The 24,689-nt window shown below is 60.9% G+C and carries 20 protein-coding genes; 14 read left to right on the forward strand and 6 right to left on the reverse strand.

Features of this window, described 5'->3' with window-relative positions; all coding sequences use genetic code 11:
• Positions 1-44: 44 nt before the first annotated feature.
• Positions 45-1,484 carry a dihydropyrimidinase gene (hydA, locus tag HU811_RS11475; protein WP_092455358.1) on the reverse strand — a complete coding sequence of 480 codons (1,440 nt, stop codon included), beginning with the start codon at positions 1,482-1,484 and terminating at the stop codon, positions 45-47.
• Between the two features lie 622 nt (positions 1,485-2,106).
• On the opposite strand from hydA, the gene HU811_RS11480 reads away from it, so the two are divergent.
• Positions 2,107-3,585, forward strand: a complete 1,479-nt coding sequence (locus tag HU811_RS11480; RefSeq protein ID WP_092398887.1) for an NCS1 family nucleobase:cation symporter-1 — start codon at positions 2,107-2,109, stop codon at positions 3,583-3,585.
• 151 nt (positions 3,586-3,736) lie between these two features.
• A complete protein-coding gene (locus HU811_RS11485; RefSeq protein ID WP_186655934.1) occupies positions 3,737-5,020 on the forward strand; it encodes a Zn-dependent hydrolase in 1,284 nt (427 codons plus the stop codon).
• 96 nt (positions 5,021-5,116) lie between these two features.
• Here the strand turns inward: HU811_RS11485 and HU811_RS11490 are convergent, their stop codons facing one another.
• Positions 5,117-5,575 (reverse strand): REP-associated tyrosine transposase, encoded by a 459-nt coding sequence (locus tag HU811_RS11490; RefSeq protein WP_186655937.1) that lies wholly within the window; start codon positions 5,573-5,575, stop codon positions 5,117-5,119.
• 265 nt (positions 5,576-5,840) lie between these two features.
• Between HU811_RS11490 and HU811_RS11495 the strand changes: the two genes are divergently transcribed.
• On the forward strand, positions 5,841-7,328 hold the full coding sequence (locus tag HU811_RS11495; RefSeq protein ID WP_186655940.1) for a PAS domain S-box protein: 1,488 nt from the start codon (positions 5,841-5,843) through the stop codon (positions 7,326-7,328).
• 230 nt (positions 7,329-7,558) lie between these two features.
• On the forward strand, positions 7,559-7,807 hold the full coding sequence (locus HU811_RS11500; protein ID WP_047230189.1) for a DUF1652 domain-containing protein: 249 nt from the start codon (positions 7,559-7,561) through the stop codon (positions 7,805-7,807).
• A 28-nt stretch (positions 7,808-7,835) separates the two neighbouring features.
• Here the strand turns inward: HU811_RS11500 and HU811_RS11505 are convergent, their stop codons facing one another.
• Together HU811_RS11505 and HU811_RS11510 are read right to left on the reverse strand one after the other, a co-directional pair.
• Positions 7,836-9,221, reverse strand: coding sequence for a sensor histidine kinase (locus tag HU811_RS11505; protein ID WP_092455361.1), 1,386 nt, complete (start codon positions 9,219-9,221; stop codon positions 7,836-7,838).
• A complete protein-coding gene (locus HU811_RS11510; protein ID WP_047230191.1) occupies positions 9,199-9,882 on the reverse strand; it encodes a response regulator transcription factor in 684 nt (227 codons plus the stop codon). The genes HU811_RS11505 and HU811_RS11510 overlap by 23 nt, the downstream gene beginning before the upstream one ends.
• Positions 9,883-10,162: 280 nt before the next feature.
• Between HU811_RS11510 and hcnA the strand changes: the two genes are divergently transcribed.
• From hcnA to hcnC, 3 genes are read left to right on the forward strand one after another with little or no spacing between them, the layout of a single operon-like run.
• A complete protein-coding gene (gene hcnA / locus HU811_RS11515) occupies positions 10,163-10,486 on the forward strand; it encodes a cyanide-forming glycine dehydrogenase subunit HcnA (protein WP_186655957.1) in 324 nt (107 codons plus the stop codon).
• Positions 10,483-11,892, forward strand: a complete 1,410-nt coding sequence (hcnB, locus tag HU811_RS11520) for a cyanide-forming glycine dehydrogenase subunit HcnB (RefSeq protein ID WP_186655943.1) — start codon at positions 10,483-10,485, stop codon at positions 11,890-11,892. The genes hcnA and hcnB overlap by 4 nt, the downstream gene beginning before the upstream one ends.
• Positions 11,885-13,171: a cyanide-forming glycine dehydrogenase subunit HcnC gene (hcnC, locus tag HU811_RS11525; protein WP_186655946.1), complete on the forward strand. Its 1,287-nt coding sequence runs from the start codon at positions 11,885-11,887 to the stop codon at positions 13,169-13,171. Before hcnB ends, hcnC begins: the two co-directional genes overlap by 8 nt.
• Before the next feature lie 202 nt (positions 13,172-13,373).
• On the opposite strand, the gene HU811_RS11530 is transcribed toward hcnC, so the two are convergent.
• Positions 13,374-13,985: a glutathione S-transferase gene (locus HU811_RS11530; RefSeq protein WP_186655947.1), complete on the reverse strand. Its 612-nt coding sequence runs from the start codon at positions 13,983-13,985 to the stop codon at positions 13,374-13,376.
• 53 nt (positions 13,986-14,038) lie between these two features.
• Positions 14,039-14,959, reverse strand: coding sequence for a MurR/RpiR family transcriptional regulator (locus HU811_RS11535; protein WP_186655948.1), 921 nt, complete (start codon positions 14,957-14,959; stop codon positions 14,039-14,041).
• A 312-nt stretch (positions 14,960-15,271) separates the two neighbouring features.
• Between HU811_RS11535 and HU811_RS11540 the strand changes: the two genes are divergently transcribed.
• The 7 genes from HU811_RS11540 (at position 15,272) to iolG (ending at position 24,591) form a co-directional block, all read left to right on the forward strand.
• Entirely contained in the window at positions 15,272-17,212 is a 1,941-nt protein-coding gene (locus tag HU811_RS11540; protein ID WP_186655949.1) for a bifunctional 5-dehydro-2-deoxygluconokinase/5-dehydro-2-deoxyphosphogluconate aldolase, read from the forward strand.
• A gap of 158 nt (positions 17,213-17,370) precedes the next feature.
• On the forward strand, positions 17,371-18,264 hold the full coding sequence (gene iolE / locus HU811_RS11545; protein WP_186655950.1) for a myo-inosose-2 dehydratase: 894 nt from the start codon (positions 17,371-17,373) through the stop codon (positions 18,262-18,264).
• The gene (iolB, locus tag HU811_RS11550; protein WP_186655951.1) at positions 18,261-19,070 is read left to right on the forward strand and encodes a 5-deoxy-glucuronate isomerase; all 810 of its coding nucleotides are present in this window, start codon (positions 18,261-18,263) and stop codon (positions 19,068-19,070) included. Before iolE ends, iolB begins: the two co-directional genes overlap by 4 nt.
• A 30-nt stretch (positions 19,071-19,100) precedes the next feature.
• Positions 19,101-20,603 carry a CoA-acylating methylmalonate-semialdehyde dehydrogenase gene (locus HU811_RS11555; RefSeq protein ID WP_186655952.1) on the forward strand — a complete coding sequence of 501 codons (1,503 nt, stop codon included), beginning with the start codon at positions 19,101-19,103 and terminating at the stop codon, positions 20,601-20,603.
• Between the two features lie 30 nt (positions 20,604-20,633).
• Positions 20,634-21,455, forward strand: coding sequence for a TIM barrel protein (locus HU811_RS11560; RefSeq protein WP_186655953.1), 822 nt, complete (start codon positions 20,634-20,636; stop codon positions 21,453-21,455).
• Between the two features lie 163 nt (positions 21,456-21,618).
• Positions 21,619-23,550 (forward strand): 3D-(3,5/4)-trihydroxycyclohexane-1,2-dione acylhydrolase (decyclizing), encoded by a 1,932-nt coding sequence (gene iolD / locus HU811_RS11565; protein ID WP_186655954.1) that lies wholly within the window; start codon positions 21,619-21,621, stop codon positions 23,548-23,550.
• Between the two features lie 30 nt (positions 23,551-23,580).
• Positions 23,581-24,591 (forward strand): bifunctional inositol 2-dehydrogenase/D-chiro-inositol 1-dehydrogenase, encoded by a 1,011-nt coding sequence (gene iolG / locus HU811_RS11570; protein WP_092398855.1) that lies wholly within the window; start codon positions 23,581-23,583, stop codon positions 24,589-24,591.
• The last annotated feature ends 98 nt before the right edge of the window (positions 24,592-24,689 follow it).

Below are 24,689 nucleotides of genomic sequence, written 5' to 3' on the forward strand. Positions count from 1 at the left end.
AAAAGATCGCAGCCTTCGGCAGCTCCTACATGTACGGCGTTCGCTTATCGCTTTATGGCAACCGGTTTGTGCAACTCCGCCCGCTTGCTCAACAAATCGAACACCGCCGGATACGCCGGTCGTTCGATGTAGCGCCCCGCCCCGCGTTCGGCCCGCAGGTCACCGTCGACCCAGACCAGTCGGCCCTGGCTGATGGTGTGGCTGGGCACGCCGCGTACGGTCTTGCCTTCGAAGATGTTGAAGTCCACCTGCTGATGGTGAGTCTTGGCCGAAATCGTGCGGCTGCCTTGCGGGTCCCAGAGCACCAGGTCGGCGTCGGCACCGACGCGAATGGCCCCTTTGCGCGGGTACAGGTTGAAGATCTTCGCCGTGTTGGTGGAGGTCAGGGCGACGAAATCATGCATCGACAATTTGCCGCTGTTGACCCCTTCGTCCCAGAGCACCGCCATGCGGTCTTCGATACCGGCGGTGCCGTTGGGAATTTTGCTGAAGTCTTCGCGGCCGGCGGCTTTTTGCTCGGCGCAGAAACAGCAATGGTCGGTGGCGGTGGTGTGCAGGTTGCCCGACTGCAAGCCATGCCAGAGCGCCTCCTGGTGTCCGCGAGGGCGGAAGGGCGGGCTCATCACGTAACCGGCGGCGGTCTGCCAGTCGGGGTGGCGATAAACGCTATCGTCCAGCAGCAGATGCCCGGCCAGTACTTCACCGTAAACCGGCTGGCCCTGGCTGCGGGCATAGGTGATTTCATCCAGGGCTTCTTTGGTCGACACATGCACCAGGTACAGCGGCGTGCCCAGGGTTTGGGCAATACGGATGGCCCGGCTCGCGGCTTCACCTTCCACTTGCGAAGGCCGCGACAGCGGATGGGCTTCGGGACCGGTAATGCCCTGGGCCAGCAACTTGCGCTGCAGGTGATCAACCAGCTCGCCGTTCTCGGCATGCACCGTGGGCACGGCGCCCAGTTCCAGGCACCGCTCGAAGCTCGCCACCAAGGTGTCGTCGGCCGCCATGATCGCGTTCTTGTAGGCCATGAAGTGCTTGAAGCTGTTGACCCCGTGCTGGCTGACGAGCTCGGCCATCTCTTCACGAACCTGTTCACTCCACCAGGTGATCGCCACGTGAAAACCGTAGTCACTGGCGCTTTTTTCCGCCCAGCCGCGCCACTGGTGGAAGGCTTCCATCAGCGACTGCTGGGGATTGGGGATGACAAAGTCGATGATCGACGTTGTGCCTCCCGCCAGGCCTGCCGCCGTGCCACTGAAAAAGTCTTCGCTGGCGACGGTGCCCATGAACGGCAATTGCATATGAGTATGCGGGTCGATGCCGCCCGGCATCAGGTATTGGCCGCTGCCATCGAGTACCTCGGCATCGGCGGGCGCATCCAGGTTTTCACCAATGGCTTTGATCACACCCTCGGCACACAACACATCGGCGCGATAACGTTCATCATGGGTTATTACGGTGGCGCCACGGATCAACAAAGACATTCCGAGTTCCTCGCAGGCATGACCGACTGATGCCGGTTCTTTATGTTGTATAGATCATGATGGGGAAGTGATGAAGTCGTGCAGAGTTTTAATCCTGTCACGGCTGTCAGGATTAGAAGCTAGCTGGAGTTTAACGAATCGGCAAGATTATTTTTAATAGACTGTTTGAATGTTTAACTCATTGAAAAATATCAATTAAATCAGTAATTCACCAAAATGGTGAGCTGCCTCACCATTTTGACGCACTTGACAGGTTCATTATTTGAGCGAGATTTATCATGCTAAATCAGCAGCTTGAAAGATGTGAAAGTGCGGTTTAGACGCTTCGCAATATTGTGAGGTGCACCACTTTGAATCTCGGGCTCGACAGAACGTGCAGGTCATCTAGCCTCAAGGGCACTGGCGCGCGGGGCGAGTGAACAATGAAATTAAATTAAAGCGTTAAAGATCAAAAAGTTGTCAGCGTTATTTCGTTCAACCGGTCAACCCGGCGCGGCAATCGGCACAGTTATTGAGTGCTGTCGCTGCCAGGCAGGGCCGCCGGTTGAACGCGCGCTTTACATGCAAGTACTCCGGCCATCGCCAGTCGATGAGCAAAAATAATGAAAACAGTGGAGCGGACATGACCAGATCAACAGTGACCGAGCGCGACGGGTTATTCGAGCTTGAGGCCGGCAGCGACGTGCTCGACAGCCCCCGTTACAACCATGACATCGCGCCAACCCAGGTGCATGAGCGAACCTGGAATAAATGGCACATCACCGCGTTATGGGTCGGCATGTCGATCTGTGTGCCGACCTACACCCTGGGCGGCGTGCTCACGGCCTATTTCGGACTGTCGGTGGGCGAAGCGCTGTTGGCCATCCTGTTCGCCAATATCATCGTGCTGATCCCCCTGACGCTGAATGCATTTGCCGGGACCAAATACGGCATCCCGTTTCCGGTGTTGTTGCGCTCGTCCTTCGGCGTCATTGGCTCCAACGTTCCCTGCCTGATCCGCGCACTGGTGGCGTGTGGCTGGTTCGGCATCCAGACGATGTTTGGCGGGTTGGCGATTCACCTGTTTCTCGGCTCGGTGTTCGAAGGCTGGAAGAGCCTGGGTGGCACCGGCGAAGTGATTGGTTTCATGGTGTTCTGGGTCCTGAACCTGTGGGTGGTGCTGCGCGGTGCCGAGTCGATCAAATGGCTGGAAACCCTGTCCGCGCCGCTACTGGTGCTGGTGGGAGTTGGCCTGCTGATGTGGGCGTTGCCCAACGTCTCCCTGACCGAGCTGATGGCGGAGCCGGCCAAGCGACCCGAAGGTGCCGGCGTCACCAGTTATTTCCTGGCGGGGCTCACGGCGATGGTGGGGTTCTGGGCCACGCTGTCGCTGAACATTCCTGACTTCAGTCGTTATGCCAAGAGCCAGAAAGACCAGATTGTGGGGCAGATCATCGGCCTGCCGCTGACCATGTTCCTGTTCGCCGCCCTCGGCGTGGTCATGACGGCGGCCTCGGCGAAACTGGTGGGCGTGACCGTCTCTGACCCAGTGACCCTGATCGGGCACATTCAGAGCCCGCTGTGGGTGGCACTGGCCATGGTGCTGATCATCATCGCCACGCTCTCGACCAACACCGCCGCCAACATCGTTTCGCCCACCAACGACTTCCAGAACCTGGCGCCGAAACTGATCGGCCGTACCAAGGCGGTGATGCTGACCGGCCTGGTGGGGTTGGCATTGATGGCCCATGAACTGCTGAAAAAGCTCGGTCTGATCGTTTCCGAGGTCAGCCTTGAGTCGGTCTATTCCAACTGGCTGCTGGGCTATTCGAGCCTGCTGGGGCCGATTGCCGGGATCATGGTGGTGGACTATTTCTTGATCAAGAAACAGCAACTGGACCTGGCCGGGCTGTACCGCGACGACGTCTACCCGGCCTGGAACTGGAACGGCTTCATCGCCTTTGGCGTACCCGTGGTGCTGACGCTGCTGTCCCTGGGCAGCGACGCGTTCAGTTGGTTCTACAGCTACGGCTGGTTCACCGGCTCGGCACTGGGCGGGGTGATTTACTACGGGTTGTGCAGTATGCGGGCGAGCCCGTCCATCGCTAAAACTGCGGTGTAAAGGAGGGCCCCATCGCGAGCAGGCTCGCTCCCACACTGGATTGGGGTGAATGCAAGTCTGTGTGCACAGCAGATCCCCTGTGGGAGCGAGCCTGCTCGCGATAGCGGCCTCAAGTACAACGAGAAAATGCCTGAAAAAACTGGAGATCCCCATGAACGCAGCCGTCGACGTTCTACAGTCCACCCAACAGCACATCAATCGCGACCGCTTGTGGCAGTCGCTCATGGACTTGGCGCAGCTCGGTGCCACGGTCAAAGGCGGGGTGTGCAGGTTGGCCCTGACCGACCTGGACCGTCAGGCCCGGGACTTGTTCGTGCAATGGACCGAGGCAGCCGGCTGCACCGTCAGCATTGATGCGGTGGGTAATATTTTCGCCCGTCGCCCGGGGCGCAATCCGAACCTGCCGCCAGTGATGACCGGCAGCCACATCGACACCCAGCCTACCGGCGGCAAGTTCGACGGATGCTTCGGTGTGCTGTCCGGCCTGGAAGTGCTGCGCACCCTCAATGACTTGAAGATAGAGACCGAAGCACCGTTGGAGGTGGTGGTCTGGACCAACGAAGAAGGCTCGCGCTTCGCCCCGTGCATGATGGGCTCCGGCGTATTCGCCGAGAAGTTTACCCTCGAAGAAACCCTGGCCAAGACCGACGCCGAGGGTATTACCGTGGGCCAAGCGCTCAACGCCATCGGCTACGCCGGACCACGCCCGGTCAGCGGGCATCCGGTGGGGGCGTATTTCGAGGCGCATATCGAGCAGGGGCCGATCCTGGAGGACGAGCGCAAGACCATCGGTGTGGTGATGGGCGCACTGGGGCAGAAGTGGTTCGATCTGACCTTGCGGGGCGTCGAAGCCCACGCCGGCCCGACCCCGATGCACTTGCGCAAGGACGCTTTGGTGGGTGCTTCGATCATCGTCGGTGCCGTCAACCATGCCGCCCTTGGCCATCAACCCCACGCCTGCGGCACGGTTGGCTGCCTGAAAGCCTATCCCGGTTCGCGCAATGTCATCCCCGGCGAAGTGCGCATGACCCTGGATTTTCGTCACCTGGAGCCGGCGCGTCTGGATTCGATGATCGCCCAGGTCAGGCAAGTCATTGATGACACCTGCCAGCAACACGGCCTGACGTATGAACTGACCCCTACGGCCGACTTTCCGCCGCTGTACTTCGACAAGGGCTGTGTCGAAGCGGTGCGAGGTGCGGCCCAAGGGCTGGGCCTGTCCCATATGGACATCGTCAGCGGCGCCGGCCACGACGCGATCTTCCTCGCTGAACTGGGGCCGGCCGGGATGATCTTCGTGCCGTGCGAAGGCGGCATCAGCCACAACGAAATCGAAAACGCCGCCCCCGACGATCTTGCCGCTGGCTGCGCGGTATTGCTGCGGGCAATGCTGGCTGCCTCACAGGCGATTGCCGAGGGACGCATGGCGGCCTGAAAGATCAAAAGATCGCAGGCTGCGCCAGCTCCTACAGCGGAATGCGTTGCCATTGGCGGTATGTAGGAGCTGGCGCAGCCTGCGATCTTTTGCTCATCAAACCCAAATGGCATCCCACAGGGGATAGTCACCAACCCGCCTCGCCAATCCGGCGCGCAGGGGATTGTTGACGATGTACCGTGCAGCGTCTTTCAAATCCTCATCCTTGCGTAGTGCGCGATCATAATACCCTCGCTGCCAAAGTCGGCCTTGCCCGCCACGGGCAAGGTTGACGGCTCGGCTGCTGCGGGATTTGATGCGGCCCATCAACTCGGCCAGACTGCCGCGATGCAATTGCGCCAACCAATGTAGATGATCCGGCATTACCACCCAGGCGAGGGATGTCACCATTGAGGCTTCTTCGGCACTGCGCAACTGATCGACGAGCAACCGGCCGAGACGCCAGTCCGAAAAAGCCGGACGGCGTTGATACGTCACCGCAGTCAGTAGATAAATGCGTCCAGACTCGCTCAATCGACCTTTACGCAAACGACATCCATGTACAGCTGGGGGCATTGCCTGATCTCCAGATAGATATAATCATCAAGAAAGCTAGCTGTTGAAGTGCAAGGTCGATGGCAAAAGCATTTGCGCAATATTTCAGCGCATAGATTCTGTAGGAGCTGGCGAAGCCTGCGATCTTTTGATCCTGATTCGACTCTCGATTCAACGAGGCATTGAAAAGATCGCAGCCTCGTTGCACTCGACAGCTCCTACACGGAACGTGTCATCGCCGTGGATGGTCGTAATTTCCATGCTCCTCTGACCACATGGAGACCCGATGAGCCAGGATGTCCCGACTACCGATACCAATCGTCGTCAACTGCTGCAAATCATCGCCGGGCTGTCTGACGGGGTGATGTTGATCGAAGTCGATCAGAGCATCGCCTGGGCCAACGAAGCGGCGTTGACCATGCACGGGGTCACTGACCTCAACGAGCTGGGGGCCAACGCCGAGGAATACGTCCAGCGGTTCAATTTGCGTTATCGCAACAACCACCCGCTGACCGCGGACAACTACCCCATTGCTCGGGTCGCCCGTGGCGATGAGTTCAGCGATGTATTGGTGGAGGTCACGCCCGAGGCTGATCCGGACCGTACTTGGGTTCATCGGATTCGCAGCATGGTGCTGACCGACCGCAGCGGTGAGGCGGAGTTGTTGGTGCTGATTCTCAGCGACGCCACCGAGTGGGCCAGCGCCGAGCAGCGTTTTGAAAAAACCTTCGGTGCCAACCCAGCGCCGGCGGTGATCTGCCGCCTCAGTGACTTGCGCTATATCAAGGTCAACCAGGGCTTTCTGGAAATGACCGGCTACAGCCGCGAGCAGGTGATCGGGCGTTCGGTGTATGAGCTGGACGTGCTCGAGGCGGCCGAGAAACGTGACTTGGCCATCGAGCGCCTGGGGCAGGGCGCGACCATTCCACAAATGCAGGCTGAGTTGAAATTGCCAGGGGGCGGCAGCAAGCAAGTGATTGTCGCGGGCCAGCCGCTGGATGACCTGCATGACGAAGATTGCATGCTGTTTTCCTTCATGGACATGGAGCCGCGCCGCAAGGCCGAAACGGCGTTGCGCCAGAGTGAGGAGCGCTTTGCCAAATCGTTCCGCCTCACGCCCGTGCCAACCCTGGTGTGCAGCGCCGAACAGCAATTGCTGGAGATCAACGAAGCCTTTCTTCAGACCAGCGGTTATTCCAGTGAAGAGCTGCTGGGCAAAACCGTGGAGGAAATCGGCTTTCTCGACCCGGATGCCAGCGCCGCGCTGTTTGCCACGCTGGAAAAAACTGCAACCGTGTCCAGTGTCGACGTCAAGGTTCACAAAAAAGGCGGGGAACAGATCGACTGCGAGATGGCCGCCGATACTGTCGTCATTCAGGACAAGCCGTGTTATTTGCTGGTGTTGATGAACATCACCGAACGCAAACGCTCGGAGCTGGAACTGGTGGCAGCTATCGAAGAGGTGATGAAAGATGCCTCCTGGTTCAGTCGGACCCTGATTGAAAAACTGGCCAATGTGAAGAGCATCAACGCCCAGTTGCCCAGCACTTCATTTACCGAGCTCACAGCTCGGGAGCGTGATGTGCTGGGGCTGATCTGCCAGGGCCTGGCCGACAAGGAAATCGCCGCGCGCTTGAAGCTTGCCCCTAACACCGTGCGCAATCACGTGGCGACGCTGTATTCCAAACTTGATGTTCACAGCCGCAGCGAGGCGATCGTCTGGGCTCGGGAACGCGGCCTGTTCGCCAATGAGTGGCGAATGAAGGCGCCATGATGGCCAGTGCAAATGCACCGGGCGTGCTGGTGCAAATTCGGGTTTTGCCCGCGTCGTTGGCTCCTTAGGCTGTGAGGGTGCGGCATTCTCTGCGTAATGCCGCGTCCCCCACGAAGCAGTCAAGGAACACGCCACAATGAGCAGTGAACGAATCAATTGTGCAATCGCCAGGACGCTTGCCGGGCAACTGCCCGCCGGTCGCTCGCGGCTTCAGCGCTGAGGAGCAACGGATGACCCTACTGGCCCCCCTGCGCGCCCGACTCGAAGAAAGCTTCAAGCCACTGGCCTGCGAATGCAGCCTCAACGGCGATGGAACCCTTACCGTACGCCTGTATCACCGCGAAAGCGGGGAGGTGGATCTGGTGGTGAGCGGCATGAGCGTCGACAGCGTCCGCTCGGAAGAAAGCCTGGCAAAGCTGATCGATGAGTTGCGGTATGAGCTTGAAAACACCCCGCTGTATCGAAGTGACCCCGCCTGAATGATCCGCTGAACTGTGTAGCCGCTACCTACAGCAGCGTCGCCCGGCAATCGAGTGCCAGCCGAGCGCCGCCTTGCTCGCTGCTGCCCACATCCAGCGTGAACCCGTGCAAATTGACAATCGCTGCGACGATCGACAGCCCCAGGCCAAAGCCGCTTTGCTGGCTGCTACCCTCGGCGCGGTAGAAGCGGCGAAACACAGCCTTGCGCTCCGCCTCGGGGATTCCGGGCCCGGAGTCGAGCACTTCGATGCGACTGCTGTCACCTTGATCAACACCCCGCAGGATCACTTCACCGCCCGGCGGGGTGAATTTGATCGAGTTGCTCAGCAGGTTGGACACGGCCTCGAACAGCAGTGCCCGGTCACCGTTGAGCAAGGGTAGGGCATCGGGCACTTCGAGGGTGAAGGTCAGTTCCCGCTCCTCGGCCAGCGGCAGATAAAAATCGTGCAGCTCCTGCAACAATTGCAACGGATCGAGGCGCACAAACCCTGAGCGCCGTTGCTGGTCTTCCAGCTCGGAAATCCGCAATAACCCCCGAAACCTGGCCATCAAGGTGTCAGTTTCGGCAATCACCTGATCCATCTGTAACGCTTCGGGCGAGCCGTCCGGGGCTTGCTGCTGGATGCGATAAAGCTGGGCGCGCAGGCGAGTCAGTGGGGTGCGCAGGTCATGGGCGATGTTGTCGCACACGCCCTTGACCTCGTTCATCAAGCGTTCGATGCGATCGAGCATGGCGTTGACGATCGCGGCCAGCATGTCCAGCTCATCGCGACGGCTCGACAGCGGCAGGCGATGGGTCAGGTCACCGGCCACGATGGCCTCGGCACTGGCCTGCAGTTTGCGGATGCGTTGCAACGGTCGTCGGCGCAACAGATGCCAGCCGGCAATGCCCGGCAGGATGGTCAGGGATACGCCCCAGAACAGCGCGTGCAGAATGATGCGTGTCACCGCGAATAGCGAGCCGTTGTCCCGCGCCAGAACCAGCCAGCGTCCATCCTGGGTCCGGGTCGCCACCGCGTCGCAACTGTCGGATGGAATACCTGGATCTCTGGAGTCGACGCAGCCACCGAGCATATGAATCTTGCCGTCCAGCGGCAGGTCGGCGGGGACACGCCGGATCGGTCCGCTCAAGTGGCGCAGTTGCGGATCGAACAGGCCGTAGGCGTCGACGCCGCGTTCATCCAGGGTCAGGCTGGCCAAGAGCGCATCCTCCAACTGATCGCCATGAATGCGCGCGAACAGGTGTTGGCGCTGCATCAGCGAGTGTTTGGCAAGGCTGTCGAGGTAGCCGAACACTTCGTAATACATCACCCCCATCAGGACCGCGCTCCAGAGCACGAACAGCGAACTGTACAGTGCCAGCAGGCGGCTGCTGGAGGAGCGCCAGCCCTTAGCGGGGTTCAGCAATGACATAGCCGGAACCTCGTACCGTGCGAATCAGCGGTTCCAGGCCCGGCGGGTCGATTTTCTTGCGCAGGCGGCCGATATGGACGTCGATCAGGTTGGTGCCGGGGTCGAAGTGATAGCCCCAGACCTCTTCGAAAATCATCATGCGCGACAGAATCTGGCCGCTGTTGCGCATCAGGAACTCCAGCAGCTTGTATTCGGTGGGCAGCAGGCTGAGCAGTTGCCCGTTGCGGCTGGCTTCGCGGCTGATCAGGTTGAGCTCCAGATCGGCCACCCGCAGGGCGGTTTCCGGCTCGCGGGCACCGTTGTTGCGCCGCAGCAGGACTTCGACCCGGGCGGCCATTTCGTCGGTGGCGAATGGCTTGGTCAGATAATCGTCGCCACCGGCCCGCAGGCCGCGCACCCGCTCGTCCACATCGGAGAGGGCGCTGATCATCAGGATCGGCGTGGCCACGCCCATGGTGCGCAACGTCGTCACAATCACCAGCCCGTCGAGTTCGGGCAGCATGCGGTCCAGGGTGATCAGGTCGTAATCGCCGCTCACCGCCCGTTCCAGACCCTCGCGGCCGTTGTCGACCCAGTCGACATCCAGGCCGTTGCGGGTCAGTTCGGCGACGATTTCACGGGCGGTCACGGCGTCGTCTTCGATGGTCAAAATGCGGTTCATGGGCGGTACCGGGTGAGAAATTGGAGCCATTGCGCAGCATTCTGCCAAAAAATACCTGTCGGCTTTCTGAAAAAATGTTCATGGACGCCGACAGCGGTATTCACTGGCCTGGATCAACACTTGGTCACAAATAATCCCTAACATAAATTCAGCGCGCACCATCATGCTGCGTCCGTTGCCCTGCTTTGGCGCGCTGTCGCTGATGGGCACTAACACGAACCGGTGATGGTGTGCCGCAAGGAGCCGAGACCTCACTGAACCTTCAAGGAAGAGCTGCATGATGCAACTTCAAGACCTTCTACGCCGAAAATTTGATATCCAGCCGCTGAAACAGGCCGACATGACGGTGCACCTTGACGGGCAGTCCGTCAGCGCGGCGCAAGGTGAAACCGTCCTCAGCGTCATCCAGTCCCTGGGCCAGCGCCAGGTAGCCCGTAACGATCACGACCAACTCAGTGGCGCATATTGCGGCATGGGCGTGTGCCAATGCTGCCTGGTCAAGATCGACGGCCGCCACAAGCGCCGCGCCTGCCAGACCCAAGTGCGTCCCGGCATGCAGATCGAAACCCGGGCCAATCGCATCGCCGAAAGGGAGGCCCCATGAACCTCCATCCGGTGATTGTCGGCGGCGGGCCGGCGGGTATGGCAGCGGCCATCGAGCTGGCCACCCACGGGGTGCGTTGCACCCTGCTCGAGGAAGCGCCGCGCCTGGGTGGCGTGGTCTACCGCGGGCCGCTGCGCGACGGGGTGAGCCTGGAATACCTGGGGCCGCGCTACAGCGAAGCCCTGAAGAAACTCCACGGTGAGTTCCAGCGCTACGCCGGGCTGATCGATGTGCGACTCAACCACCGCGTCATCGGCGCCGAAGGGTTCAAGGCGCTGATGCTGCTGAATCCCGATGAACAACTGCGCGAGGTCGCCTATTCCCACCTGGTGCTGGCGGCCGGTTGTCATGAACGCAGCGTGCCGTTCCCTGGCTGGACGTTGCCGGGGGTGATGCTGCTCGGTGGTCTGCAATTGCAGATCAAGAGCGGAGCGGTCAAACCGCCGGGGCCGGTGGTGATCACCGGTACAGGCCCGTTGCTGCCGCTGGTGGCCTGTCAACTTCACGCTTCGGGCGTGGCCGTGGCGGGCGTCTATGAGGCTTGTGCCTTCGGCAAGATCGCCAGGGAAAGCCTGGCCTTGCTGAACAAACCACAATTGTTCCTCGACGGCCTGAGCATGCTGGCTTATCTCAAACTGCATCGCATCCCCGTGCGTTATGGCTGGGGAGTGGTGCAGGCCAACGGCGAGGGCGAGCTGGACATCGTCACCGTCGCACCGTATTCCAGTACCTGGGAGCCTGACCTCGAACGAGCCGAGCAGGTCCCGGCCCAGACGCTGGCGGTTGGCTATGGTTTCATCCCGCGCACCCAATTGAGCCAACAGATGGGCCTGGAGCATGGCTTCAGCGATGACGGTTATTTACGGGCGGTGTCCAATGCCTGGCAACAAAGCAGCCAGACGCACATTCACCTGGCCGGCGACGTGGGCGGGATTCGCGGTGGTGAAGCCGCCATGCTGAGCGGGCGCATGGCCGCGCTGTCGATCCTGATGCAGGCCGACCTGCTGGCTTCGTCCACTGCCCTGGAGCACCGCGACCGGTATCGAGCGCAACTGGAGCGGATTATTCGTTTTCGCGCTGCCGTAGACCGCTACACGCAACGCGGCGCCGGTCAAACCGATTTGCCGACCGCCAATACGGTCATTTGTCGTTGCGAACACGCGACCCGCGCCGACATCGACCGCGCCCTGGAGCAGGGCGTGCAAGACATGGCCAGCCTGAAAATGCGCACCCGCGTGAGCATGGGCGATTGCCAGGGACGGATGTGCGTGGGCTATTGCAGTGATCGCCTGCGCCAGGCCACCGGGCGTGCCGATGTTGGCTGGCTGCGGCCACGTTTTCCCATCGACCCGATTCCCTTTTCAGCTTTTCAGAACGTTGGTCCGGAGGCCGTCCAGCATGACTGAGCATCCAGACCGCAAACACTATGACGTCGTCATCGCCGGCGGGGGCGTGATCGGTGCTTCCTGCGCCTATCAACTGTCCAAGCGCAAGCATCTGAAGATCGCCTTGATCGACGCCAAGCGCCCCGGCAACGCCACCCGAGCTTCGGCCGGCGGCCTGTGGGCCATCGGTGAATCCGTGGGCCTGGGTTGCGGGGTGATCTTCTTTCGGATGATGTCGGCCAACCGCAAGCGCCAGGCCCCGATAGCGGATCAGAGCGCCGCCGTGGCGGTGGACGCCAGCACGCCGCACATCCTGCCCCAGTCATTCTTCGATTTTGCCTTGCAGTCCAATGCGATGTACCCCCAACTGCACCGCGAGCTGATGGACAACCATGGCATGGACTTCAAGTTTGAGCAGACCGGGCTCAAGTTCGTGATCTACGACGACGAAGACCGTTTGTACGCCGAGCACATCGTCGCCTGCATTCCCCACTTGGCCGATCAGGTACGCTGGCTCGACCGGGCAGCCCTGCGCGAGGCTGAGCCGAATGTCAGCCACGAGGCCCGAGGGGCGCTGGAGTTCCTGTGCGACCATCAGGTCAGCCCGTTCCGGCTGGCCGACGCCTACACCGAAGGTGCCCGGCAGAACGGCGTCGATCTGTTCTTCAACACCAACGTGGCGCAGGTGCTTCGAGACGGGGCGCGGGTGACGGGGGTGAGAACCGCCGAAGCCGGGACGTTCAACTGCCGGACGCTGATCAATGCCGCCGGTGCCTGGGCCGCGGACCTGAGCGAACAGGCCACGGGTGTGCGCATCCCGGTCAAGCCGGTCAAGGGGCAAATCCTGCTGACCGAGCGCATGCCGAAGATCCTCAACGGGTGCCTGACCACCAGCGACTGCTATGTCGCGCAAAAGGACAACGGCGAAATCCTCATCGGCAGTACCACCGAAGACAAAGGGTTCGACGTGACCACCACCTACCCGGAGATCGAGGGGCTGGTGCAGGGCGCGGTGCGGTGCATACCGCAGCTGGCCGACATCAACCTGAAACGCACCTGGGCCGGTTTGCGTCCCGGTTCACCCGATGAACTGCCGATCCTGGGGCCGATGCGCGGCGTGGAAGGCTACCTCAATGCCTGCGGGCACTTCCGCACCGGCATCCTGACCTCGGCCATCACCGGAGTGTTGCTGGACAAACTGGTGAACCACGAACCGCTGCCGCTGGACATCACGCCGTTCCTGGCGGATCGGTTTGAGGTGGCGCCGATGGTAAAGCCAAAGGAAATGGAGTTGGTCTGAGCAAATCCTATGTGGGATTTGTGGTGAACACATATCCTGCGGTCCCCCGCAAACAAACTGAGTGCGAGCCTGTGGGAGCAAAGCTTGCTCGCGATAGCGGTATACCAGTCAACATTGTTGCAGGATGATCCAGCACTATCGCGAGCAAGCTTTGCTCCCACAGGTACTCTGGTTACCCTCAGGATTTTTTGTTCGCAGCCGGCTATTCCATCGGCGTGCTGACAAACGCCTCCAACCCTTCGGCATAGGCAGTAAACGCGCTGATCGACGGCAATGACTTGCCCTGCACCTGATCCGGCACCACCAGGTTGGTGAAGCTCCAGGCCACCGCCACGGTGATGCCCGCCTGATCGAGGGGGCCATCGGTGGCCAGGGGCTGTTTCACCAATTCCTGTTCGAGCATGTCATAGGCCGCCGCCAGTTGGCCTTCCACGCGTTCGACCCAGGGGGCGTGTTGGATTTCTGTCGGCCGAAGGTTGCGTTCGTAGTAGATCTGCACGGACTTCTCGCACGCTGCCAGGGCCAGGCCAATCACGCGCAGTGCGCGCAGCCGTTGCCCACTGTCGACCGGCATCAGGCTTTTGCCCGGCGCGGCCAAGGTCTCGAGGTAGTCGATGATCAACGTGGAATCCATCAGTACGCCGCCATCGTCGAGCACCAGAGTGGGGGCCTTGACCACCGGGTTGATGCTCTGGAATTGCTCGAAATGCCTGAACACCGAAACCGATTCGTGCTCCAGCGCGATCCCCAGGCACTTGGCGCTGATGGCGACACGTCGCACATAGGGTGAATCCAGCATGCCGATCAGTTTCATGGCTTTTCCTTTAGCGACTTTTTATAAGACAACTTATAAGGCAACCCCGGACGTCAATCCTCGAAGCCCACCTGTTCATGGATTTCATCGACCTTGAGCTCCAACCGATAAGCCACGGCGATAAAAAGAGCCTGGCACAAACACAGGGTCGCACTCAACGAGCGGAAGGCGAAGGAACTGCCTTCGTTCACCAACAGCACCGCATTGGCCCGTTTGGCCAAGGGCGACAGGTTGCTGTCGGTGATGATCAGTGTCTTGGCCTGATGATGCTGGGCAATGCGCAGGCAGTGCTGGGTTTCCTTACCGTAGGGCGTAAAGCTGATGGCGATCACCAAGTCGTTGGCCCGCACGCTGCGCATCTGCTCGCGATAACTGCCCCCCAGCCCGGAAACCAGGTGAATGCGCTTGTTGGTGTGTTGCAGGTTATAGACTAGGTAATCGGCCACTGCGAACGAGCGCCGCACCCCGACCACATAGATGTTGTCGGCGTTGACCACCAGGTCCACGGCTTTGTCGAAGGCCTGATCGTCCAGCTCCAGGCCCAGGCGTTCGATACCCGAGAGGGTGGCGTTGACGCATTCGCGCGCCAGGTCGCCGCCGCTGGCTTTCTGCGACTTGTTGGCGATCATGCTGCGGATGCGCTGCTGGTAGTTCTGCACCGGCGTGGTCTTGTGGGTATAGGCCTCGCGAAACAAGGCCTGCATTTCGCTGAACCCGCTGAAGCCGAAACGCTGGGAAAACCGCACGATGGCCGACGGATGCACTTCGCATTCGCGCGCAATGTCGCTGATGCGATCGACCATGATCCGGTCGCTTTGCTGACTCATGTAGCTGGCGATGCGTTTGAGCTGGCGCGGCAGGCTTTCATACTCGTCAGTAATCAGTTGCAGCAGACGCTCGGCATTGATCGGTGGGCTTGGGAGGGCGGATTCTGACGCGCTCTCGGACGGCGCCGGCAGATCGGTGCGGCTCATAGAAAATCCTTCTGGCTTGTTCTTATAGGGCTGCCCGGTGAAAAGAGCGGTCCTCGACAATAGGTTGGCTGATCGCAGTCTACAGCGTAGGCATGGGGAAAATCATGAGCAGACATCGTTATGACCAGGCTGAAACGATGCACCGCGTCTGGCACGCTCCAGTGATAGCGTATTGGAAAAAATATTCCACGTAAAAAATTTATAGAATAATTATTGATTGTTGGCTGCCGCTCGTTTTAGTCTGCATCCACCAAGAGCGTTGGCGCCGGTTTCGGTGGCCAGCGCGGGCTGATAAAAATAATAGGAGCCAGCATGGGCCAGACTCGTTTTGCCAGTGGGCGTCAATTGGATGTGATCTGCCTGGGACGCCTGGGCGTCGATCTTTACGCGCAGCAAATCGGAGCGCGTCTGGAAGATGTCGCAAGCTTCGCCAAATACCTGGGTGGCTCGTCGGCCAACATCGCCTTCGGCACCGCGCGGTTGGGGCTCAAGTCGGCGATGCTGAGCCGGGTAGGGGACGACCATATGGGCCGTTTCCTGGTGGAGTCCCTGGCCCGCGAAGGCTGCGATGTCAGTGGCATCAAGGTCGACCCTGAACGTCTGACAGCCATGGTCCTGTTGGGTATCAAGGACCGGGAAACCTTTCCCCTGGTGTTCTACCGGGAAAACTGCGCCGATATGGCGCTGCGCGCCGAGGACATCAATGAAACGTTCATTGCCTCCAGCAAGGCGCTGCTGATCACCGGCACGCATTTCTCTACCGAAAGTGTCTACAAGGCCAGCACCCAGGCGCTGGATTACGCCGAGAAACACAACGTCAAGCGCGTGCTGGACATCGACTATCGCCCGGTCCTCTGGGGCCTGGCAGGCAAGGCCGATGGGGAAACCCGTTTCGTCGCCGACCAGAAAGTCAGCCAACACGTGCAACGCATCCTGCCGCGTTTCGACCTGATCGTCGGCACCGAAGAAGAATTCCTGATCGCCGGCGGCAGCGAAGATCTGCTGAGCGCGTTGCGTACCGTGCGCTCGCTGACGTCGGCGACCTTGGTGGTCAAGCTCGGCCCGCAAGGTTGCACGGTGATTCATGGTGCCATCCCGGCCCGACTTGAAGACGGTGCGATTTATCCTGGTGTACGGGTCGAGGTCCTGAATGTATTGGGCGCAGGTGATGCATTCATGTCGGGCTTTCTCGCCGGTTGGCTGGAGGACGCCAGTGATGAGCGCTGCTGCCAGTTGGCCAATGCCTGCGGTGGTCTGGTGGTGTCGCGCCATGCCTGTGCCCCGGCGATGCCGACCCGGGCTGAACTCGACTACCTGTTCAACAGCCCGGTGGCGATTACCCGGCCGGATCGGGACGTGGTCTTGCAGCGTCTGCATCAGGTCAGCGTGCCGCGCAAACAGTGGAAGCAACTGTTCATCTTTGCCTTCGATCATCGCTGGCAACTGGTGGAGCTGGCCCACAAAGGCGGGCGTGAGCTGAGCGCCATCAGCGAACTCAAACAACTGTTCATCCAGGCCGTGGAACGGGTCGAAGCCGACCTGAAACGTCAGGGCGTCGAGGCCGATGTCGGTTTGCTGGCCGATCAACGTTTCGGCCAGGACTCGCTGAATGCCGCCACTGGACGTGACTGGTGGGTGGCGCGGCCAGTGGAGGTGCAGGGGTCACGGCCGCTGGCGTTCGAACACGGGCGCTCCATCGGCAGCAACCTGATCGCCTGGCCCCAGGAACAGATCATCAAGTGCCTGGTGCAATTTCACCCCGACGACGAACCGCTGCTGCGCCTGGAACAGGAGGCGCAACTCATGGCGCTGTATCAGGCGTCCCAGGTCAGCGGCCATGAACTGTTGCTGGAAGTCATTCCACCCAAGGATCATCCGTCGCCGCACCCGGATGTGCTGTATCGCGCCCTCAAACGCCTCTACAACCTGGGCATCTTCCCATCATGGTGGAAGATCGAAGCCCAGACGGCAGACGAATGGAAGCAACTTGATGAGCTGATTCAACAGCGTGATCCCTATTGCCGAGGTGTGGTACTGCTGGGCCTCAACGCCCCGGCCGCCGTGCTGGCCGAGGGCTTCCGCCAGGCCAGCCAGAGCACAACCTGCCGTGGATTTGCCGTCGGGCGGACGATCTTCCAGGAACCGAGTCGCGCCTGGCTGGCCGGGGAAATCGACGATGAAACGTTGATCCGGCAGGTGCAGGGTAGGTTTGTGGAGTTGATCGAGGCGTGGCGGGCTGCGCGGGATAGATGAGTTAACGCCAATCCAATGTGGGAGCGGGCTTGCTCGCGAAAGCGGTGTGTCAGGCGACATCCTTGTTGAATATGCCGCCGCCTTCGCGAGCAAGCCCGCTCCCACAAGTGTTCAGCGTCGTTCTTACTGATTTGTGAAAAACAATAAAAGGTACAGCCATGCCCGCTATTCGAATTGGCATCAACCCGATTTCCTGGAGCAACGACGATCTGCCATCGCTGGGTGGCGAGACGCCGTTGAGTACGGCGCTGAGCGAAGGCAAGGCAATCGGTTACGAAGGTTTCGAGCTCAACGGCAAGTTTCCCAAGGATGCCAAGGGCGTTGGCGATGTGCTGCGACCCTATGACCTGGCGCTGGTCTCCGGCTGGTATTCCAGTCGCCTGGCCCGGCGCTCGGCGGCCGAAGAGATCGATGCCATCGCCAGCCATGTCGAGTTGCTGGCGCAAAACGGCGCGACGGTGCTGGTGTACGGCGAGGTGGCCGATTCCATTCAAGGCCAGCGCATCCCACTGATCGAGCGACCGCGTTTTCACACGGACGAAACCTGGCAAGACTACGCTGACAAACTCACCGAGTTGGCGCGTTTCACCCTGTCCCGGGGTGTGCGCCTGGCGTATCACCATCATATGGGCGCCTATGTCGAATCGCCTTCGGACATCGACAAACTGATGGCCCTGACCGGCAGCGAGGTCGGCCTGCTGTTCGATTCTGGCCACTGCTACATGGGCGGCGGCGAACCGTTGCAGGTGTTGCGCAAGCACATCGAGCGCATTTGCCATGTGCATTTCAAGGACGTGCGCAAGCCCGTGGTGCAACTGGCGCGCAACAACCTCTGGAGTTTCCCCGACTGCATCATCAACGGCACCTTCACCGTGCCGGGAGATGGCGACATCGACTTCGCCGCGTTGCTGGAAGTCCTGCTGGGAGCCGACTATCACGGCTGGCTGGTGGTAGAAGCCGAACAGGATCCGGCCGTGGCCCCGAGTTATGCCTACGCCAAGAAAGGCTACGACACCCTGCGCGCCTTGCTGCAAGAGAGGACTGCGTCATGAGCCTGTTGATCAAAAGTCAGCCCAGCGGCCAGACCATGGTCCAGCTACCCGCCGGTGAACTGGAGTATGTCGGGTTTGCCGCCTACCGTTTGAGTCTTGGTGAAAAGCTGCCGGTGGCTGCCGCCGACAAGGAACTGTGCCTGGTCTTGCTTAGCGGGCGCATCAACCTCAAGGGCGAAGCACCGGGGCAGGGTGCCTTCGATTGGGACAACCTGGGTGATCGTCAATCGGTGTTCGAGGACAAATCGCCCTATGCCGCGTACCTGCCGCCGGGCAGCCAGGCCCAGGTGACCGCCCTCAGCGATGTGCAGATCGCCGTGTGTGCCGCGCCGGGTTCAGCCCAAAACCCATACGGCCCACGATTGATCCGCCCCGACAGCATGAAGCGCAGCGTGCGCGGCAAGGGCGCCAACACCCGCTATGTCTGCGACATCCTGCCCGACAGTGAGCCGGCCCACTCACTGCTGGTGGTGGAAGTGCGCACGCCGTCAGGACATTCGTCGAGCTACCCGCCCCACAAGCACGACACCGACGACCTGCCGCACCAGAGCTTTCTGGAAGAAACCTATTACCACCAGGTCAACCCGTCCCAGGGCTTCGTGTTCCAGCGGGTCTATACCGACGACCGCAGCATCGACCAGGCCATGGCCGTGGAAAACAGCGACCTGGTGGTGGTGCCCAAGGGTTACCACCCGGTCAGCGTGCCCTACGGGTACGAGTCATATTACCTGAACGTCATGGCCGGCCCGAAGCGGGTCTGGCAGTTCCATAACGATCCGCAGCACAGTTGGCTGCTTGATCTCTGACTTCCATCCTTTGCACGGAGAACAAGAACAATGAGCGATGCCCCGGTAGTAGGCCATTACATCAGCGGTCGAGTGCAGGACAGCGACACGCTGCGGTTCAGCAACGTCTTCAACCCGGCCACCGGCGGGGTACAGGCCCGGGTGGCGCTGGCCGAGCCGGGCACCGTCGAGGCCGCAGTGGCCTCAGCGCTGGCGGCGTTCCCGGGCTGGTCCGAGCAATCGTCGTTGCGCCGGTCGCGGGTGATGTTCAAGTTCAAGGAACTGTTGGATCGGCATCATGACGAACTGGCGCAGATCATCAGCCGCGAGCACGGCAAGGTATTGTCAGATGCCCATGGCGAAGTCACCCGTGGCATCGAGATCGTCGAGTACGCCTGCGGTGCACCAAACCTGCTCAAGACCGATTTCAGTGACAACATCGGCGGCGGCATCGACAACTGGAACCTGCGCCAGCCCTTGGGTGTGTGTGCCGGAGTCACGCCGTTCAATTTTCCGGTGATGGTGCCGCTGTGGATGATCCCCTTGGCGCTGGTGGCCGGTAACTGTTTCATCCTCAAACCTTCGGAGCGTGACCCGTCCGCCAGCCTGCTGATGGCCCGACTGTTGACGGAGGCCGGGTTACCGGACGGTGTGTTCAACGTGGTCCAGGGCGACAAAGTGGCGGTGGATGCCCTGTTGCAGCACCCGCACATCGAGGCGATTTCTTTCGTCGGCTCCACGCCGATTGCCGAGTACATCCACCAGCAGGGCACGGCGCATGGCAAGCGCGTCCAGGCCCTGGGCGGGGCGAAAAATCACATGATCGTTATGCCCGACGCCGACCTCGACCAGGCAGCAGATGCGCTGATCGGCGCGGCCTACGGCTCGGCCGGTGAACGCTGCATGGCGATTTCCATTGCCGTGGCGGTGGGGGATGTGGGCGATGAGCTGATCGCCAAACTGTTGCCTCGCATTGACCAGTTGAAGGTCGGCAACGGTCAGCAACCCGGCACCGACATGGGGCCGCTGGTCACCGCCGAGCATAAGGCCAAGGTGGAAGGCTTCATCGACGCCGGGGTCGCCGAAGGTGCTCGTCTGATCGTCGATGGCCGTGGTTTCAAGGTGCCGGGGGCTGAGCAAGGGTTCTTTGTCGGGGCGACGCTGTTCGACCGGGTCACCGCCGAGATGAGCATCTACCAGCAAGAGATCTTCGGTCCGGTCCTGGGCATCGTTCGCGTGGCGGATTTCGCCAGCGCCGTGGCCCTGATCAATGCCCATGAGTTCGGCAACGGCGTGTCCTGCTTCACCCGTGATGGCGGCATTGCCCGCTCGTTTGCTCGCAGCATCAAGGTCGGCATGGTAGGCATCAACGTGCCGATTCCGGTGCCCATGGCCTGGCACTCCTTTGGCGGTTGGAAGCGCTCGCTGTTTGGCGATCACCATGCCTACGGTGAAGAAGGTTTGCGCTTCTACAGCCGCTACAAAAGCGTGATGCAGCGCTGGCCCGACAGCATCGCCAAGGGCCCTGAGTTCAGCATGCCGACTGCCCAATAACCGTTTATGAATGCCGGAGGGATAACAACAATGAACAAGCCCCTGCGTTTTGCCTTGAACCGAATGGTTGCTCCGCACCTGTCTCTGCCCGAATTCATCGACCTGGCGCTGGCGCTGAAAACCGATGCCATCGAGATCCGCAACGATCTGAAGGGCGTCGAGATCGAAAACGGCATGCCGCCCGCACAGGTGCGTGAGTTATGTGAGGCGCGGGGTATCAAGGTGTTGTCGATCAACGCGCTGTATCCCTTCGACGTATGGAACGAGGAACGCCGTGCCCAGGCCGTGCGGTTGGCCGACTATGCCCGCGAATGCGCTGCCGAGGGGTTGGTGATGTGCCCGCTCAACGACCGCGCCGACCCGCGTAGCGAGGCCGAACGCGCCGCCGGGCTGCGTACGGCCCTCAGTGAGCTGGCGCCGATCCTGCGGGCTTTCGGCATCTACGGTTTCATCGAGCCGTTGGGGTTTGAAGAGTGTTCGCTGCGCCGCAAGCGCACCGCCGTGGAAGCGATCAAGGCCATTGGCGGGCTGGATGTGTTCCGTCTGGTGCATGACACCTTTCATCATCACCTGGCCGGTGAGCAGGAGTTTTTCCCCGAGCTGACCGGGCTGGTGCACATCTCCGGTGTCGAGGATGCCCAGGCACCCTTGACGACCATCCGCGACGGCCACCGCGTGCTGGTGGGCGAAGCCGACATCCTCGGCAATACCGTGCAGATCGAGGCGTTGCGGGCCGGTGGTTACGAGGGCTACCTGTCTTTCGAACCGTTTGCCCAGAGCGTCCATGAGCTGGCCGACATCCGTCAGGCGTTGGGGGTGAGCATGAATCATTTGCAAAACCTCCATGGCTGACACCGTTATCAAAATGATGAAGACCCCTGTGGGAGCGAGCCTGCTCGCGATGGCGGACTGACAGTCATCTCGAAGTTGCCTGACACACCGCTATCGCGAGCAGGCTCGCTCCCACAGGGGATCGAACCGACTGCCAGATTTGCATTTCAGACAAGGTGCAAGCATGACCACAACACGACTGACCATGGCCCAGGCCCTGGTGAAATTCCTCGATAACCAGTATGTCGAGGTCGATGGCGTCCAGAGCAAATTCGTCGCCGGGGTCTTTACCATTTTTGGCCACGGCAATGTGCTGGGGCTGGGCCAGGCGCTGGAGCAGGACAGCGGCGACCTGGTGGTCCATCAGGGCCGCAACGAGCAGGGCATGGCCCACGCTGCCATCGGTTTCGCCAAGCAGCATCTGCGCCGCAAAATATACGCCTGTACGTCGTCGGTCGGCCCTGGCGCGGCGAACATGCTGACCGCCGCCGCCACCGCGACGGCCAATCGCATCCCGTTGCTGTTGTTGCCTGGCGATGTCTACGCCAGTCGCCAGCCGGACCCGGTGTTGCAGCAGATCGAGCAGTTCCATGACCTGAGCATCAGCACCAACGATGCGTTCAAGGCCGTGAGCAAATACTGGGATCGGATCAACCGCCCCGAGCAACTGATGACTGCCGCCATCCACGCCATGCGCGTGCTCACCGACCCGGCTGAAACCGGTGCGGTGACCCTGGCGCTGCCCCAGGACGTACAGGCCGAGGCCTACGATTACCCGGATTACTTTCTGCAAAAACGCGTGCATCGCATCGACCGGCGCCCGGCCACCGAAGCCATGCTCGACGATGCGTTGACGCTGCTCAAAGGCAAGCGCCAGCCGCTGATCATCTGCGGCGGCGGGGTCAAATACGCCGGAGCCAACGCGGCGCTGCTAGCTTTTGCCGAGCGTTTCGACATCCCCTTTGCCGAGACCCAGGCCGGCAAGAGCGCGGTGGTGTCCAGTCATCCACTGAACGTCGGAGGCGTTGGCGAAACCGGTTGCCTGGCGGCAAACCTGCTGGCCAAGAAAGCCGACCTGATCATCGGCATCGGCACCCGTTACAGCGATTTCACCACCGCGTCCAAATGGCTGTTCCAGCATCCGGATGTGCAGTTCCTCAACCTCAATATCAGCCCGTGCGATGCCTTGAAGCTTGATGGCGTGCAACTGCTGGCCGACGCTCGCTCGGGCCTGGAGGCCCTGTCCGCGGCGATGGGCGATTATCGCGCTGAATGGGGCGGGCAGATCGCCGACGCCAAGGTCCAGCTGGACGCCGAGGTCGACCGGATCTACCAGGCCGATTATCAAGCCGAGGACTTCATCCCGGAAATCAACGACCGCATGGACCCGGCGGTGTTTCGCGAATTCATCGAACTCACCGGTTCCTGCCTGACCCAGAGCCGCGTGCTGGGCACCCTCAACCAAACCCTGGCCGATGAGGCGATCATCGTTGCCGCCGCCGGCAGCCTGCCAGGGGATTTGCAGCGCAGTTGGCGCAGCAAGGGGGTGAACACCTATCACGTCGAATACGGCTATTCGTGCATGGGCTATGAGGTAAACGCGGCGCTGGGGGTGAAGCTGGCCGAGCCCGACAAAGAGGTCTATGCCCTGGTGGGTGACGGCTCCTACATGATGCTGCATTCGGAGCTGGCGACCTCGATTCAGGAGCGTCGCAAGATCAATGTGGTGCTGCTGGACAACATGACGTTCGGTTGCATCAACAATTTGCAGATGGGCAACGGCATGGACAGCTTCGGCACCGAGTTCCGCTTCCGCAACCCGGACACCGGAAAGCTCGATGGCGGCTTCGTGCCGGTGGACTTCGCCATGAGCGCGGCGGCCTACGGCTGCAAGACCTACAAGGTCAAAACCCTCGATGAACTCCACGCGGCCCTGGCCGATGCGCGGCTGCAAACGGTCTCGACCCTCATCGACATCAAGGTATTGCCCAAGACCATGATCCACAGCTACCTGTCGTGGTGGCGGGTCGGCGTGGCGCAAGTCTCCACCAGCGCGCGCACCGATGCGGTCGCCAAAACCCTCAATGAACGACTGGCCGAAGCTCGCCAGTATTAACCGCCCCCAACCCTACGAAAGGAGTTATTCATGTCTTTGAAGCTGGGCGTCATCGGCACCGGGGCCATCGGCCAGGACCATATCCGGCGTTGCAGCCAGACCTTGCTCAACAGCCAGGTGGTGGCGGTGACCGACATCAACCTCGCCCAGGCGGCGAAGGTGCTGGCCGACCTGAAACTGACCGCCGAGGTGTATCCCGATGGGCATGCCTTGATCAGTGCGCCAGACGTTGAGGCGATCCTGGTCACGTCCTGGGGGCCGAGCCACGAAGAGTTCGTGCTGGCGGCGATCGCGGCCGGCAAACCGGTGTTCTGTGAAAAGCCTCTGGCGGTCACGGCCCAAGGCTGTCGCAAGATCGTCGAAGCCGAAGTCGCCCATGGCAAGCGGCTGGTTCAGGTCGGTTTCATGCGCCCTTACGATGAAGGCTATCGAGCGCTCAAGGCGGTGATCGACAGCGGTCAGATCGGCGAACCGCTGATGCTGCACTGCGCGCATCGCAATCCCAGCGTGGGGGAGAACTACAAGACCGACATGGCGATCACCGACACACTGATTCATGAGCTGGATGTGCTGCGCTGGCTGCTGGCCGATGACTACGTTTCGGTGCAGGTGGTATTCCCGCGCAAGACCAGCAAGGCGCTGGCGCACCTGCGCGATCCGCAGATCGTTCTGTTGGAAACCGCGAAGGGCACGCGCATCGATGTGGAGGTGTTCGTCAACTGCCAGTACGGCTACGACATCCAGTGTGAAGTGGTGGGGGAGACCGGCATCGCCAAACTCCCGGAACCGTCCCAGGTGCAACTGCGCAGTGGTGCCAAGCTGTCCAATGCAATCCTGATGGACTGGAAGGATCGCTTCATCGCCGCCTACGACGTTGAATTGCAGGCCTTCATCGACGGTGTACGCGCCGGGCAGGTGGGCGGGCCGTCGGCCTGGGACGGCTTTGCCGCGGCAGTGGCGGCGGATGCTTGTGTTGAAGCGCAGCAGAGTGGGCAGATCGTCAAAGTCGAACTGCCCGAACGCCCGCGTTTTTACGGCTAATCACAATCTCCCTGTGGGAGCGGGCTTGCTCGCGAAAGCGTAGTGTCAGTCAACATCAAGGTTGAAGCTACCGCCGTCTTCGCGAGCAAGCCCGCTCC

Source organism: Pseudomonas tehranensis, assembly GCF_014268615.1.
In the GTDB taxonomy this organism is placed as follows: Bacteria; Pseudomonadota; Gammaproteobacteria; order Pseudomonadales; family Pseudomonadaceae; genus Aquipseudomonas; species Aquipseudomonas tehranensis.